The organism is Citrobacter sp. Cpa228, assembly GCF_030333085.1.
Lineage (GTDB): Bacteria > Pseudomonadota > Gammaproteobacteria > Enterobacterales > Enterobacteriaceae > Citrobacter > Citrobacter pasteurii.
The window spans coordinates 341,592-357,488 of the sequence record NZ_JAOWGQ010000055.1; the positions used below are offsets into that span (position 1 = coordinate 341,592).

Annotated in this window: 10 protein-coding genes; 7 read left to right on the plus strand and 3 right to left on the minus strand. The window is 51.7% G+C overall.

Annotated elements, in window-relative coordinates:
* Window positions 1–103: 103 nt before the first annotated feature.
* Window positions 104–2,950, plus strand: a complete 2,847-nt coding sequence (gene rcsC, locus OGX91_RS20175; protein WP_005129385.1) for a two-component system sensor histidine kinase RcsC — start codon at window positions 104–106, stop codon at window positions 2,948–2,950.
* A 112-nt stretch (window positions 2,951–3,062) separates the two neighbouring features.
* On the opposite strand, the gene rcsB is transcribed toward rcsC, so the two are convergent.
* Together rcsB and rcsD are read right to left on the minus strand one after the other, a co-directional pair.
* Window positions 3,063–3,713: a response regulator transcription factor RcsB gene (gene rcsB / locus OGX91_RS20180; RefSeq protein WP_003027592.1), complete on the minus strand. Its 651-nt coding sequence runs from the start codon at window positions 3,711–3,713 to the stop codon at window positions 3,063–3,065.
* Window positions 3,714–3,729: 16 nt separating this feature from the next.
* Entirely contained in the window at window positions 3,730–6,399 is a 2,670-nt protein-coding gene (gene rcsD, locus OGX91_RS20185) for a phosphotransferase RcsD (RefSeq protein WP_286627234.1), read from the minus strand.
* Between the two features lie 741 nt (window positions 6,400–7,140).
* Between rcsD and OGX91_RS20190 the strand changes: the two genes are divergently transcribed.
* From OGX91_RS20190 to mgtE, 6 genes are all read left to right on the plus strand, one after another.
* Window positions 7,141–8,241, plus strand: coding sequence for a porin OmpC (locus OGX91_RS20190; protein ID WP_286627235.1), 1,101 nt, complete (start codon window positions 7,141–7,143; stop codon window positions 8,239–8,241).
* Between the two features lie 115 nt (window positions 8,242–8,356).
* Window positions 8,357–9,412, plus strand: a complete 1,056-nt coding sequence (gene apbE / locus OGX91_RS20195; protein ID WP_155021348.1) for an FAD:protein FMN transferase ApbE — start codon at window positions 8,357–8,359, stop codon at window positions 9,410–9,412.
* 79 nt (window positions 9,413–9,491) lie between these two features.
* A complete protein-coding gene (ada, locus tag OGX91_RS20200) occupies window positions 9,492–10,556 on the plus strand; it encodes a bifunctional DNA-binding transcriptional regulator/O6-methylguanine-DNA methyltransferase Ada (RefSeq protein WP_005129364.1) in 1,065 nt (354 codons plus the stop codon).
* On the plus strand, window positions 10,556–11,206 hold the full coding sequence (gene alkB, locus OGX91_RS20205) for a DNA oxidative demethylase AlkB (protein ID WP_040230573.1): 651 nt from the start codon (window positions 10,556–10,558) through the stop codon (window positions 11,204–11,206). The genes ada and alkB overlap by 1 nt, the downstream gene beginning before the upstream one ends.
* A 69-nt stretch (window positions 11,207–11,275) precedes the next feature.
* Window positions 11,276–12,919 (plus strand): multidrug ABC transporter permease/ATP-binding protein, encoded by a 1,644-nt coding sequence (locus tag OGX91_RS20210; RefSeq protein ID WP_182290222.1) that lies wholly within the window; start codon window positions 11,276–11,278, stop codon window positions 12,917–12,919.
* Between the two features lie 106 nt (window positions 12,920–13,025).
* On the plus strand, window positions 13,026–14,462 hold the full coding sequence (mgtE, locus tag OGX91_RS20215) for a magnesium transporter (RefSeq protein ID WP_005129351.1): 1,437 nt from the start codon (window positions 13,026–13,028) through the stop codon (window positions 14,460–14,462).
* Here the strand turns inward: mgtE and OGX91_RS20220 are convergent.
* Window positions 14,425–15,672 (minus strand): SulP family inorganic anion transporter, encoded by a 1,248-nt coding sequence (locus tag OGX91_RS20220; RefSeq protein ID WP_005129349.1) that lies wholly within the window; start codon window positions 15,670–15,672, stop codon window positions 14,425–14,427. The genes mgtE and OGX91_RS20220 overlap by 38 nt on opposite strands.
* Between the last annotated feature and the right edge of the window lie 225 nt (window positions 15,673–15,897).

Sequence of the window (15,897 nt, forward strand, 5' to 3'; positions counted from 1 at the left end):
GGGTCGGAGAAATCCGACCCTTTTTTATTGGCATTGCGACAAAAGACATTTACCGCTACCTTAACCACACTCTATTGATACCCTGAGGCGGAGCTTCGCCCCTTTGAAATACCTTGCTTCCGTTCATTCAACTCTAAAAGTCTCACGCTACCTGTTCAGAGCGCTGGCCTTACTGGTCTGGTGTCTGATTGCTTTTGCTTCGGTGTTCTACATTGTGAATGCGCTGCACCAGCGAGAGTCTGAGATCCGTCAGGAGTTTAATCTCAGCTCCGATCAGGCCCAACGCTACATTCAGCGTACTTCTGACGTAATAAAAGAGCTGAAATACATTGCTGAAAACCGATTAACGGCAGAAAACGGCGTGATGTCATTGCGGGCACGGGATGATAAAACCGTGGTGCCGAATTTTGAACCGCTGTTTGCTGATTCCGACTGTGCGGTGATGGGTAATGCCTGGCGTGGCTCGCTGGAGTCATTGGCGTGGTTTATGCGCTACTGGCGCGACAATTTCTCAGCGGCTTATGATTTGAACCGTGTGTTCCTGATCGGCAGCGATAACCTCTGTATGGCCAATTTTGGTCTGCGGGATATGCCTGTCGAACGTGACGAGGCGCTGAAAGCGCTGCATGAGCGCATCATTAAGTATCGCAATGCACCGCAGGAAGAAAACGGCAATAACCTGTTCTGGATAAGCCAGGGACCGCGTCCGGGGGTGGGGTATTTTTATGCACTGACGCCGGTCTATCTTGCCAATCGTCTGCAGGCGTTGCTGGGTGTGGAACAGCCGATTCGTATGGAGAACTTCTTCACGCCGGGCAGTTTGCCGATGGGGGTGACAATCCTTGATGAAAATGGTCATGCGCTGATTTCACTCACCGGTCCTGAAGGCAATATTCAGTCTGAACCGCGCTGGATGCAGGAGCGCTCGTGGTTTGGCTACACGCCGGGCTTTCGTAATCTGGTGTTGAAGAAAAACCTGCCGCCATCATCGCTCAGTATTGTGTACTCCGTGCCGGTCGATCTGGTGCTGGAGCGGATACGCATGATGATCCTGAATGCGGTTCTGCTGAATGTGCTGGTAGGTGCAGCGTTGTTTATGCTGACGCGCATGTATGAGCGGCGTATTTTTATTCCAGCGGAAAGCGATGCCCAGCGCCTGGAAGAGCATGAACAGTTTAACCGTAAAATTGTGGCTTCTGCACCGGTCGGTATTTGTATTCTGCGCACAATTGATGGCATTAATATTCTGAGCAACGAGCTGGCGCATACCTATCTCAACATGCTGACGCATGAAGACAGGCAACGGTTGACGCAAATTATCTGCGGCCAGCAGGTTAATTTCGTCGATGTGTTGACCAGCAATAATACCAATCTGCAAATCAGCTTTGTGCATTCACGTTATCGCAATGAGAACGTAGCGATATGCGTCCTGGTCGATGTGAGTGCTCGTGTGAAAATGGAAGAGTCGTTACAGGAGATGGCGCAGGCGGCGGAACAGGCCAGCCAGTCAAAATCAATGTTCCTTGCGACGGTGAGTCATGAATTACGCACGCCCCTGTATGGCATTATCGGCAACCTTGACCTGCTGCAAACGAAAGAACTGCCCAGCGGAGTGGATCGCCTGGTGACGGCGATGAATAACTCCTCCAGCCTGTTATTGAAGATTATCAGTGATATTCTCGATTTCTCGAAAATTGAATCCGAACAGTTGAAGATTGAACCGCGTGAATTTTCACCGCGGGAAGTGATGAGCCATATTACGGCCAACTATCTGCCGCTGGTGGTACGCAAGCAACTGGGATTGTACTGTTTCATTGAACCGGATGTGCCAGTGGCATTAAATGGCGATCCGATGCGCTTACAGCAGGTCATTTCTAACCTGTTGAGTAATGCGATTAAATTCACTGATACCGGCTGTATTGTGTTGCATGTTCAGTGCAGCGGCGACTACCTCAGCATTCGTGTGCGTGATACTGGCGTGGGGATCCCGGCCAAAGAAGTCGTTCGTCTGTTCGATCCCTTCTTCCAGGTGGGGACGGGTGTGCAGCGTAATTTCCAGGGGACCGGGTTGGGTCTGGCTATCTGTGAAAAACTGATCAGCATGATGGACGGGGATATTTCCGTTGATTCTGAACCGGGGATGGGGAGCCAGTTTACGCTGAGGATACCGCTGTATGGTGCTCAGTATCCACAGAATAAAAGTGTGGACGGTCTTGCCAGTACCCGCTGCTGGCTGGCGGTGCGAAACGCGTCACTCTATCACTTTATCGAATCCAGCCTCACGCGTACCGGGATGACGGTGCTGCGTTATGAGGGGCAGCAACCTGATGCAAATGATGTATTGATTGCTGATGATGTGTTGGATCAGGCGTGGCAGGGACGAGCCACGGTGATTTTCTGTCGTCGCCACATTGGTATTCCGCTGGAAAGAACGCCTGGCGAGTGGGTGCACAGTGTGGCATCACCGCACGAGTTGCCAGCGCTGCTGGCGCATATCTACAGCGTTGAACTGGGCAGTGAAGAGCTTTCCACCGCGTTGCCAGCTCCGGACAAAGTGGGAGCCACAAACGATGACATGATGATTCTGGTGGTTGACGATCATCCGATTAACCGTCGTTTACTGGCCGATCAGTTGGGATCGTTGGGGTATCAGTGTAAAACCGCCAACGACGGTGTGGACGCGCTCAATGTGTTGAGTAAAAACCATATTGATATCGTGCTGAGCGACGTCAACATGCCGAATATGGATGGCTATCGTTTGACGCAGCGCATTCGCCAACTGGGGTTAACGCTGCCGGTGATCGGTGTGACGGCCAATGCTCTGGCGGAAGAGAAGCAGCGTTGTCTGGAGTCGGGAATGGACAGTTGCTTATCCAAGCCAGTAACGTTAGACGTGCTGAAGCAGACGCTAACGGTCTATGCGGATCGCGTGAGAAAAACGCGGGGATAAAAGAGGAAGGGTAGCGCTGTGTGCTTTATCCGGCCTACAGAACATACACAACGCTGTATTGTTCGTAGGCCAGATAAACGCGGTGCCATCAGGCAGATGATATGAAACCGAATTACTCTTTGTCTGACGGGCTTAACGTCACAGATGACAGATAATTCAGCAGGGCGATATCGTTTTCCACGCCGAGTTTCATCATTGCAGATTTTTTCTGGCTACTGATGGTTTTAATACTGCGATTGAGCTTTTTAGCGATTTCAGTCACCAGGAAACCTTCGGCAAACAGGCGCAGAACTTCACTTTCTTTCGGTGACAGGCGTTTGTCGCCATAACCGCTGGCGCTGATTTTTTCCAGCAGGCGAGAGACGCTTTCCGGGGTGAATTTCTTACCTTTTTGCAGCGCCGCCAGCGCCTTAGGCAGGTCAGTTGGCGCACCTTGTTTCAGCACGATCCCTTCAATGTCGAGATCCAGTACCGCGCTCAGGATGGCCGGGTTGTTGTTCATGGTCAAAACGATGATCGACAGGCTCGGGAAATGGCGTTTGATATATTTAATTAACGTGATCCCATCACCATATTTATCTCCCGGCATTGAGAGATCGGTAATCAACACATGAGCATCTAATTTAGGCAAATTGTTGATCAGTGCAGTGGAGTCTTCAAATTCGCCGACAACGTTCACCCACTCGATTTGTTCAAGTGATTTACGAATACCGAACAGTACAATCGGATGGTCATCGGCAATAATTACGTTCATAGTGTTCATGTATTGGGCTACCTTGCTACAGCAAGCTCTTGACGTAAACGTCAATGTCGCTGATGTACTTTTCTATACCTGGAGCATCTTTCTCTTGAATAAGATGTTCCAGCGCTTCACATAACTGCTTGCCGGGTACCAGATTAAGCATGGCAAACACGCCTTTCAGGCGATGGGCCGTTTGGGCTAACGCAGCGAAATCGCTGGTTGCTGCCTCAGTATACAACCTCTTAACATCATCCGGTACTGTGTCTACAAAGAGTGCATAGTAACCACTGGCATGAAGTTCGGCGTTTTCATCACCGCCGAGGGGGAGTTCCTGGATCTCTTCTTGCGCCAGTTGTTCTTCTATTAGCTCCAGAACAGCTTCCTGCATAGCATTGCTCATATTAAAGTTGACGCGCAGCTGACCGGGGCCAATTTTTCGCACGCCAGACTCATCATCGCTTAAAAGCAAGCCCGAGGCAGTAAGATTAGACGGATTATCAGTGATAAAGAGATCATATTCTTGACTATTCAGTCGCTCATCGGGCGTGATGCAGGTTGCTCCCCAGTTTTCCAGCTGACGCAATACAATGCTGCGTACGTCATTTGAGGTGACGTCAACCATCACACAGACGTCATCCAACAGCCGTTCTTCATTATCAGCATGTTGGTCATGCAGCGGCATCTTAACATGGACGATATAACGCGTTCCAAGTTCTTCCCGCGCTTTAATATTCAGATGTCCACCCAGTTTGCGCGCTAGCTGATCGCACAACCAGAACGTGAGTGGATTCGCTTTGCCATATCGATCGCTCTGCGTGTCATTACTGAACGGAAAGTGCAGGTTATCAATTTCATTCAGCGCGACGCCTTCCCCGGTATCCAGAATACGGAGGGTCAGACGCTCTGCCTCCGACTCATCCTGGTCGACGTCCAGCGTAATTTTGCCAATCTGCGTTGTGGTCACGGCATATTGGATTAGCAGCAGCAAAATACGACGTAGGGCATCGCGGTCGCCGCGGCGCTCATCATTGGCGCTCAGGTGATTTTTAATCAGCAGCTGTAACCCTTTACGCTTGATGGCGGGTAGCACTTCAGGTACCACGTCGTCAATTAACGCCTGCACGGAAAACAGCGTTGATTCACTTTTCCAGTCATCGCTTTCCAGAAGATTGGCCAACTGAATCTCATCGACCATACGTACCAGAACGTCTGCCTGGTTTGCCAGTTTGTGGCTGTCGGGCGTATTGAGTGCGGCAGCATTGATGGCCAGCGTTTTGGCGGGATCTTTCAGTGCGCGACCAATGTTTTGCATAAAGGCGGCGCGAGCCTGTTGGTTTTTCTCATACAGTCGCTGCGCTTGTTTCAGCTTTTTATTTACCAGCACTTCGCGGTCCTGGTCGCGAATGATAAAGATCTGCGTGCGGGCTGAGATCTGGCTGCGGAACAGCCTGATCTCATACAATTCATTATTGATTGTGGCCTGGATGACCCCCTGATGCTGCTCCGCCATGCTGGTGATATTTTGCAGATTTAAATGTGGCAGCAGGTGGTCGGCAATTTTATTGCTGATAACTGTGCGGTTGGATTCCTGGTCGTGAACCAATAACCCCAGCGGCAGCAGTGAAACAATTTCTTCATTGATTGCACGAAGCACCCGGAGTTCATTATTTGCGGCAAGGTTTGGCACCACTTCGTTTGAGCGGGCAGGGAGGTGGCGGAAAGTGGTATAGCCAAACAGCGCCAGCGCCAGCAGAGCGATGTTCAGTAACAGCGGCAGCAGAATGCTTTGCAGCGTATCAAGCAGTAATGAACCAAAGGGAACCTGCCAGACCAGTCGCATATCCGTTGAATTTAGCGCTGAGGAGATCTCAATCTTGCTATTGTTAAAGTTGATGCTGACGCTGTCAGGCGACTCTTTTTCACTGAGATGCTCAGCCGTAGACGTGGCATCAGGCTCCAGGTGAAAACTGTCCAACTGCATGCCCGGCGGGATCAAATCATTAATCGGCAGGTCAAACGCGACCACGGTTGCCAGATGCCCTGGCTGATTAAAGGTTGTGCGTAACGTGAAGTAATGGCCGTTTTGCCAGACCAGTCGGCGAAGGGATGAGAAGCTTTCACGCTCATCGAGCGCATTGGCCTGTTGTAACATTTCAGCGCGGCGCGAATCGACAATATTGCCAATTGTCGATTCTTTAAAGCCGGAGGTGAGATCTTTCAGCGGCAACGTTGAGATAAGGATCAGGCTATTGTCCTGACCATTTAGGTAATACATTGACCACGGAACATTTTCCGCGCCCCACAGCGTATCCAGATAGGTAGAGATGCGTTGGGTCATCTCCAGCGTAGAACTATCATGCGAGCCGAAAATCAGCGCCTCGGTCTTTCTACGGGGTTTTTCAAGATAGTAGACATCTTGCTTGAGTCGGGTTTCCTGTAACCCGTCGGCAGTCGATGAGTTGGTTGTCGCTGCAATATTGTCATAGATTTGCCAGGTCACGTATCGCCAGGTATCTACCCTTTTATGAATAGCGTGGGTGATATCGACAATCTGATAGCTCTTATCTTTTAGCCAGGTGTTGACCGCGCTCTGGACCATCACGCCCATCATCACCAACAGCACAACGATGAGTAATAAGAAGAAACGGGTAATACTTCCCGGAAGCAGGGAGAATCGGGTAGAAGCCGTTGTGTCAGACTGACTCATTCGTGTTTATGACCTGTTAAAACGACGCTAAAGATGAAGGGGCAGTATAAAGGGTAATGTATGAATTGCCATACTTACGCAACATCTGCTGAGCTGCGTTTTTTATTGCTGTGTATCGTTGCCAGGCAGGCAATGCAAACGTGTACAGCCGGTCACTATCAGTATAAATAGAGGTATGAAACCTACAGATTTAGCATTAAATAACAAGAAATTATTTACCTGATTTATATGTGATGGTGAACAGGTGAGATAGTTAATAGTCGTTATAGTTTTTCATTGGTAGCACAGAACGGTGATGTTTGTGTAAAGAAGGGTAAAAAAAAACCGAACGCAGAGCATTCGGCTGAAATAGGGGTAAACAGACATTCATAAATGAATGACGGTAATAAATAAAGTTAATGATGATAGCGAGTCTATTTTAGTTGTGAGTGAAGATTTTGTTTTATCATTCAGTGCTATGGTTGTGTTTTGCGTAATTTATTGATTTATATATATTTTGTAATGATTCTTGACTATTCGTGCTTATTATCACCATTTTATTAATTAAAAAAAGTTCCCTTTTGTTAATATTTTGAAACATCTACATCGATAAATGAAACATCTTTAAAGTATTAGTATCATATTCGTGTTGGATTATTCTGTATTTTTGCGGAGAATGAAGTTGCCGACTGGTTAATGAGGGTTAGCCAGTGAGCAGTGGCATAAAAAAGCAATAAAGGCATATAACAGAGGGTTAATAACATGAAAGTTAAAGTACTGTCCCTCCTGGTACCGGCTCTGCTGGTAGCAGGCGCAGCAAATGCGGCTGAAATTTACAACAAAGACGGCAACAAATTAGATCTGTACGGTAAAGTCGACGGTCTGCACTATTTCTCTGATGACTCTACTAAAGATGGTGATCAGACCTATATGCGTATCGGCTTCAAAGGTGAAACCCAGGTTAACGACCAACTGACCGGTTACGGCCAGTGGGAATACCAGATCATGGGTAACTCCTCTGAAAACGAAAACAACGCCTGGACGCGTGTCGCGTTTGCCGGTCTGAAATTCGCTGATGCAGGTTCTTTCGACTACGGTCGTAACTACGGCGTGGTTTATGACGTCACGTCCTGGACCGACGTTCTGCCGGAATTCGGCGGCGATACCTACGGTTCTGACAACTTCATGCAGCAGCGTGGTAACGGCTTTGCAACCTACCGTAACACCGATTTCTTCGGTCTGGTTGATGGTCTGAACTTTGCCCTGCAGTACCAGGGTAAAAACGGCAGTCCGGAAGGTGAAGGCATGACTGGCGTGACTGGCAACGGTCGTGACGCACTGAATCAGAACGGTGACGGCGTCGGCGGATCTATCACTTATGATATCGGTGAAGGCTTCTCCCTGGGTACCGCGGTCACCAGCTCCAAACGTACTGATGAGCAGAACAAGCTGAACTTCGGTACCGGCGATCGTGCTGAAACCTACACCGGCGGTCTGAAATACGACGCGAACAATGTGTACCTGGCAGCACAGTACACCCAGACCTACAACGCAACGCGTGCAGGTAAACTGGGCTGGGCTAACAAAGCACAGAACGTTGAAGCTGTTGCGCAGTACCAGTTCGACTTCGGTCTGCGTCCGTCCGTGGCTTACCTGCAGTCCAAAGGTAAAGATCTGGACAGCGGCTACGGCGACCAGGATATCCTGAAATATGTTGATGTTGGCGCGACCTACTACTTCAACAAAAACATGTCTACCTATGTTGATTACAAAATCAACCTGCTGGATGACAACCAGTTCACCCGTAATGCAGGTATCTCTACCGATGATATCGTAGCACTGGGTCTGGTTTACCAGTTCTAATCTGTATCTATTTCTATCAAAGGCCCTACGGGGCCTTTTTTAATGCCGTTTTTCTGACGTACAAACACTCTTTTTTGGTGTACTCTTGCGCCCGTTTTCATAAGGGTAATCACGTATGGATATGATTTTTTATCGTGCAGCTCTCGTGGCTGTAACACTCTTTTTTGTCGGGTGCGATGAGGCTCCGAAATCAACCCAGACCGCGCCATCAACCGCGACAGTCCTGGAAGGCAAAACAATGGGCACTTTCTGGCGGGTCAGTGTGGTTGGCGTGGATGCCAAACGTGCCGGAGAGTTGCAGGCGAAGATCCAGACTCAGCTCGATGCTGATGATCAACTGCTTTCTACCTATAAGAACGATTCTGCGCTGATGCGTTTTAACCTGTCAAAAAGCCTGTCACCGTGGCCGGTGAATGATGCGCTGGCGGATATTGTGACATCGGCGTTACGTATTGGCGCAAAAACCAACGGCGCGATGGACATCACCGTCGGTCCGTTGGTCAACCTGTGGGGCTTTGGTCCACAGCAGCAACCGCTGCATACTCCTGTGCAGGCAAGAATTGATGCGGCAAAAGCGCAAACCGGGCTTTCACATCTGAAGGTTGTTAATGAGGCGCACCAGAATTATCTGCAGAAAGATCTGCCGGCGCTGTACGTTGATCTCTCCACCGTGGGGGAAGGGTATGCGGCTGACCATCTGGCGCGATTGATGGAACAGGAAGGGATCGCCCGCTATCTGGTTTCTGTTGGTGGTGCTCTGAACAGCCGTGGAATGAATGCCGAGGGGCAACCGTGGCGTGTGGCAATACAGAAACCGACCGATCGTGAAAACGCGGTCCAGGCGATTGTCGATATCAATGGGCATGGTATCAGCACCTCCGGTAGCTATCGCAACTATTACGAACTGGACGGAAAACGTCTGTCCCATGTTATCGATCCGCAAACCGGCCGTCCGATCGAACACAATCTGGTCTCTGTGACGGTGATTGCACCTACGGCGCTGGAGGCTGACGGTTGGGATACCGGGCTAATGGTGCTTGGCCCGCAAAAAGCCAAAGAGGTCGTGCGTCGCGAAGGGTTGGCGGTGTATATGATTGTTAAAGAAGGCGAAGGGTTTAAAACCTGGATGTCGCCGCAATTTAAAAGCTTCCTGGTCAGCGAAAAAAATTAAAAAGCAAGATTGCGGGTTTTTATAACCCACAATGCGGACACACTGAGGCTAAGCGCTATGCTTAACAAAGGAGTCCATCATGACAAATCTCTTACATATAACTGATGATGAACGCTGGCAGTCTGTGCTGGACCGTGACGCGGATGCTGACGGTCAGTTTGTTTTTGCTGTTCAGACTACCGGCATTTTTTGTCGACCGTCCTGTCGGGCAAAACATGCGCTGCGTAAAAATGTCAGTTTCTTCGCGGATGCAGAGCAGGCACAGGCGGCAGGGTTTCGTCCCTGCAAACGTTGCCAGCCGGACAAAGATAGCGCGCAACAGCAGCGGCTGGGCAAAATAGCCCACGCCTGTCAGTTGCTGGAGCGAGAGTCCCCCCTCACACTGGAGGCTCTTGCGCAGCATGTTGCGATGAGCCCGTTTCACCTGCATCGCCTGTTCAAAGCAACCACCGGGATGACCCCCAAAGCCTGGCAACAGTCGTGGCGTGCCCGTCGCCTGCGTGACGCGCTGGCAAAAGGCGCACCGGTAACGCAGGCGATTCTTGACGCCGGATTCCCCGACAGCAGCAGCTATTACCGCAAAGCGGATCAGGCGTTAGGCATGACCGCCAGGCAATTTCGTAAAGGCGGCGGTAATGTTTCTGTGCGCTATACCCTCGCAGATTGCGCTCTGGGTCGCTGCCTGGTAGCGGAAAGTGAACGAGGTATCTGCGCGATCTTGCTGGGCGACGACGATGCTACGCTGATAGCAGAATTGCAGGAACTGTTTCCGACGGCACGTGACGAGCCCGCCGATGCGGAGTTTCAACAACATGTGCGTGAAGTGATCGCCGTGATTAACACGCGCAATACTGCACTGTCACTGCCGCTGGATATTCAGGGAACCGCCTTTCAGCAGCAGGTATGGCAAGCGCTGCGGGCAATCCCTTGTGGTGAGACGGTGAGTTATCAGCAACTGGCCAGCACTATCGGTAAGCCGAAGGCGGTGCGTGCCGTAGCCAGCGCCTGTGCGGCGAACAAACTGGCCATTGTGATCCCGTGTCACCGCGTAATTCGCGGCGATGGTGCGCTTTCTGGCTATCGTTGGGGAATAACACGCAAGGCGCAACTGTTGCAACGTGAAGCCACCCGTGAGGAAACATAATGCTCGATCTCTTTGCAGATGAGAAACCCTGGCACGAGCCGCTGGCGTCAGGTGCGGTGATTTTGCGGCGTTTTGCATTTGAATCCGCCCCCGCTTTACTGCGGGCAATCGCGGCGACAGCCAGACAGTCGCCGTTTCGCCAGATGGTCACCCCTGGCGGTTATACGATGTCGGTAGCCATGACGAATTGCGGCCATCTGGGCTGGACAACGGATCAACATGGCTACCTCTATTCACCGGTCGATCCATTAACTGGCGCTCACTGGCCGCCATTACCCGAGGTCTTTGCTGAGCAGTGCCAACAGGCGGCAACGGCCGCAGGCTATCCTGATTTTCAACCGGATGCTTGCCTTATTAATCGCTATACGCCGGGGGCAAAACTGTCTTTACATCAGGATAAAGATGAGCCTGACCTGCGAGCGCCTATCGTTTCGGTATCGCTGGGCCTGCCGGCAATTTTTCAGTTTGGTGGCTTACGGCGCAACGATCCCTTAAAGCGAGTATTGCTGGAACATGGCGATGTGGTGGTATGGGGGGGAAACTCGCGGCTGTTTTATCACGGCGTCCAGCCTCTCAAGACGGGGTATCATCCATTGACGGGAGATTGTCGTTACAACCTGACGTTTCGCCAGGCAGGTAAAAAAGAATAAGAATTATTATTGCTGTGAGCGAAGAGATGTTTAAACTGCGGGCTGTTATTACTTGTCCGGGTTGTGTGCATGGAACTTTTACTTCTTGTCTGGCGGCAGTATCGCTGGCCATTTATCAGCGTCATGGCGCTCAGTCTTGCCAGTGCCGCGCTGGGGATTGGGTTGATTGCGTTTATTAATCAGCGCCTGATTGAAACGGTCGACGCCACGCTGATGGTGCTCCCGGAGTTTCTTGGCCTGCTGCTGTTACTGATGGTCGTCACCCTCGGTTCACAGCTGGCGCTCACCACGCTGGGACACCACTTTGTCTACCGTCTGCGTAGCGAATTTATCAAACGTATTCTGGACACCCACGTCGAGCGTATCGAGCAAATCGGTAGCGCCTCGTTACTGGCCGGTTTAACCAGCGATATCCGTAACATTACCATTGCCTTTGTCCGCCTGCCTGAACTGGTGCAGGGGATTATTTTGACCGTCGGGTCGGCGGCGTATCTGGCGATGCTGTCGACGAAAATGCTGCTGGTGACGGCAATCTGGATGGCAATCACTATCTGGGGCGGATTTGTGCTGGTGGCGCGGGTGTATAAACACATGGCGACCCTGCGTGAAACCGAAGACAAGCTGTACAACGACTACCAGTCGGTGCTGGAAGGGCGCAAAGAGCTGACGCTCAACCGAGAACGTGCTGAGCATATCTTTAACCAGCTGTACGTCCCGGATGCCAAAGAATACCGCCACCATATTATTCGTGCTGATACCTTCCACCTGAGCGCGGTCAACTGGTCGAATATTATGATGCTGGGAGCCATTGGCCTGGTATTCTGGATGGCCAACAGTCTGGGCTGGGCGGATACCGCCGTGGCGGCAACCTATTCGCTGACGTTGCTATTCCTGCGCACGCCGCTGCTCTCTGCCGTCGGCGCGCTGCCAACGCTGCTGACTGCGCAGGTGGCGTTCAACAAGCTGAATAAGTTCTCCCTGGCCCCCTTCAAGGCAGAATTCCCGCGGCCAACCGCATTTCCGAACTGGCAAACGCTGGAGTTACGCGACGTGGTTTTCCACTATCAGGATAATACGTTCTCCGTTGGGCCAGTGAATCTGACCATTCGTCGTGGTGAACTGATCTTCCTGATTGGTGGTAACGGCAGCGGTAAATCCACGCTGGCGATGTTGCTGACCGGGTTGTACCAGCCGCAGTCTGGTGAGATTTTACTGGATGGCAAGGCGGTTGCTGTCGAAAAACCGGAGGACTACCGCAAGCTGTTCTCTGCGGTGTTTACCGACGTCTGGCTGTTTGACAAATTGCTGGGACCCGAAGGCAGAGAGGCTTCTCCGGTGCTGGTAGCAAAGTGGCTGGAACATCTGCAAATGGTGCACAAGCTGGAGCTGAACGACGGGCGCATTCTCAACCTGAAGCTGTCGAAAGGGCAGAAAAAGCGTGTGGCGCTGTTGCTGGCTTTAGCGGAGGAGCGCGACATTATTCTGCTGGATGAATGGGCCGCCGATCAGGATCCGCATTTCCGGCGTGAATTCTACCAGGTATTGTTGCCGCTGATGCAGGAGATGGGCAAAACCATTTTCGCCATTAGTCATGACGATCACTACTTTATCCATGCCGACAGGCTGCTCGAGATGCGCAACGGCCAGCTAACCGAGCTGCTGGGTGATGAGCGCGACGCCGCCTCGCGTGATGCGGTAGCCCGTACCGCCTGATCTCCGTAAGCCGCCGGTTTTTTATCCAGCCGGCGGCCTCGTTTATTGTTATTTACATAATTCGGCATCATGATTGATGATATTTCATATCATGGATTTATGATTAATGTCCGTAATAAACAAAAACAGCGCCAGGCTACGTGACGAGGAACGTGCTCGTCTTATCTGGCTACTGACCACTGATAAAGCCATTATTTCAACATTATTGGGTAAGCTTACCCTGGCTGAGCAATATGACGTCGGTACGTTAGCCGACGATATTGCTGAGGTAGGGGCACTGGTGGCGCATCTGCCGCCACCCGATCTGGCCGATACCCTTGAAGCACTGCCCTCCGAAGAGCGTCACGCCCTGTGGCGACTGGTCGAAAGTGAAAAACGCGGCAACGTCCTGCTTGAAGCATCAGAAAATGTGTGGGATGACCTGATCGACGAGATGAGCGACCGCGAGCTACTGGATGCGCTGCAATATCTCGACATCGACGAACAGATTTATCTGGTACAGCATTTACCCCGTAACCTTACCGGTCGACTGCTGGCATCATTGCCTGCTGAAGAGCGGGCGCGCGTACGTCAGGTGCTGCACTACGAGAAGAATCGCGTTGGTGCGATTATGGAGTTCGAAGTTATCACCGTTCGTCCGGACGTGACGCTGGAAGTGGTGCAGCGGTACTTGCGGCGGCTGGGAAAAATGCCGGAGAACACCGATAAACTCTTCGTAACCGATCGCAATAAAGTTCTGGTGGGTGAACTGACGCTAACCTGTATTCTGCTCAATGACGTGCAGCGCAAAGTCAGCGAAGTGATGGAGGATGATCCGCTGACATTTTCTCCGGAAGATATCGCCGAGAACGCTGCGCGTACGTTTGAACGTGACAACCTGGTCAGTGCTGCGGTGGTTGACCCTTCCGGCAAGCTGATGGGACGCTTAACCGTCGATGAGATCGTCGACGTGGTTTATGAAGAAACCGATACCGATCTGCGTCGAATGGGGGGCTTAAGTGCCGAAGAGGACGTATTCGCTCCGGTCACCAAAGCGGTAAAAACCCGTTGGGCGTGGCTGGCAATTAATCTCTGTACCGCCTTTATCGCCTCGCGGGTAATCGACGGTTTCGAGCACACCATTTCACAACTGGTGGCGCTGGCCTCGCTGATGCCCATTGTGGCAGGGATTGGTGGTAATACGGGTAATCAGACCATCACCATGATCGTCCGGGCGCTGGCGTTGCAGAATATTCAGCCCGGCAACCTGACGTTTCTGATCCTGCGTGAAATGGGGGTGGCGCTGATCAATGGCCTTGTCTGGGGCGGAATCATGGGCGGCATCACCTGGTGGCTGTACGATGATATGGCGCTGGGCGGCGTGATGACCCTGGCGATGATGCTCAATCTGCTGATGGCGGCGCTAATGGGCGTTATCATTCCGATGACGATGGTCAAGCTGGGGCGCGATCCGGCGGTCGGCTCCAGCGTCATGATTACCGCTATCACCGACACCGGCGGATTCTTTATTTTTCTGGGTCTGGCGACGCTGTTTTTGATGTAGACGCCCGTTTCCCTCTGACGATGCGCGGCAGTATCAACATCGTGATCACGCCGGCAACCACGCCAATCGCCAGGTTGCCGGTAGAGACTGTCGCGGCGACGGTAGCCAACATTGCCAGCGTTTCGGCGACCGGCATGTTGGTCAGCGTCGTGGGGCGGATGCTGTGCCAGCTAAACGTTTTTACCGCCACAATCACCATAATTCCCGCCAGTACTGACATCGGTATCTTTGCCATCACCTCGCTGAGTGCGGTGACGAGCAGCAGCAAGACCAGCCCGGCGGCAAACGTGGAAACACGGCTGCGGGCTTTCCCCATCTCAATGTTGACAATCGTTTGACCGATCATCGCGCATCCGGCGATGCCGCCATAAAAACCGGCCAGGATATTGGCTACGCCCAGTCCGGTGCTTTCGCGGTTTTTATTCGACGGGGTGACCGTCAGGTCGTCAACCAGTCGGGCAGTTAATAGCGATTCCATCAATCCAACAAAAGCGATGCTCAGCGCGCAGGGCCAGATAATGGCTAACGTTTGCAGGTTGAGTGGTACGAGTAACTGCGTCAAGCCCGGCAGACCGCCGCTCATTGAACCTTCGTCACCGACGGTCGGTAACAGTTGCCCGCTGGCGACAGTGAACACCGTCAGCAGCACAATGGCGATAAGCGGCGCGGGGATGGCTTTGATAAACCGCGGAACCCACAGCACAATCAGCAGCGTCAGGACGAACAGCCCCCAGATTAACGGGCTTTTCCCCCAGAAGTGCGGGACCTGAGCAAAGAAAATCAAAATACCCAGCGCGTTGACGAAACCGGTCATCACAGCTGTGGGGATGAACCGCATCAAACGTGCCATTCCTGACACACCAAACAGGATCTGAATAATCCCGGCCAGCACTACCGCAGGCAGGATGTACTGCACGCCGTGTTGATGCACCATCGGGCCAATGACTAATGCAACCGATCCTGCAGCGGCGGTAACCATTGCCGGACGCCCACCTAAAAAGGACATCGCCAGGCACAGTACTACCGAGGCTATCAGGCTGATCTTAGGGTCCACGCCGGCGATAACTGAAAACGAAATCACTTCCGGGATCAGCGCCAGGGCGGTTACCACACCAGCCAGCGTTTCACGAACCAGCAGGTGGGGTTGGCGTAACACGATGCGGGTGGTGTGTTCTGCCATCGCGGCAGGGGAAGAGTGTGTTGCAGACATAGTTACTCTCAGGTCAGAAAAGGCCTGATGACAGCAGACCGACAGGCATCCGTGCAGTGAATAGCAAAGCGCAGCATAGTACCCGTCTGACGGGGAGGTTTCCAGAAATGATTGTCAATAACCACATAAAGAATCAACGTATTAATAACATTTTTAAAATTTAAATATAATTTATAAACAATATTTAATTATTTTTACTTAAGTGTTACCGTTGATGCCGCTCGA

Coding starts and splice junctions, on each gene's coding strand:
- alkB (WP_040230573.1), top strand. CDS start 10,556: ATGCTCGATCTCTTTGCAGATGAGAAACCCTGGCACGAGCCGCTGGCG.
- rcsB (WP_003027592.1), bottom strand. CDS start 3,713: ATGAACACTATGAACGTAATTATTGCCGATGACCATCCGATTGTACTG.
- OGX91_RS20210 (WP_182290222.1), top strand. CDS start 11,276: ATGGAACTTTTACTTCTTGTCTGGCGGCAGTATCGCTGGCCATTTATC.
- ada (WP_005129364.1), top strand. CDS start 9,492: ATGACAAATCTCTTACATATAACTGATGATGAACGCTGGCAGTCTGTG.
- rcsD (WP_286627234.1), bottom strand. CDS start 6,399: ATGAGTCAGTCTGACACAACGGCTTCTACCCGATTCTCCCTGCTTCCG.
- OGX91_RS20220 (WP_005129349.1), bottom strand. CDS start 15,672: ATGTCTGCAACACACTCTTCCCCTGCCGCGATGGCAGAACACACCACC.
- apbE (WP_155021348.1), top strand. CDS start 8,357: ATGGATATGATTTTTTATCGTGCAGCTCTCGTGGCTGTAACACTCTTT.
- mgtE (WP_005129351.1), top strand. CDS start 13,026: ATGTCCGTAATAAACAAAAACAGCGCCAGGCTACGTGACGAGGAACGT.
- OGX91_RS20190 (WP_286627235.1), top strand. CDS start 7,141: ATGAAAGTTAAAGTACTGTCCCTCCTGGTACCGGCTCTGCTGGTAGCA.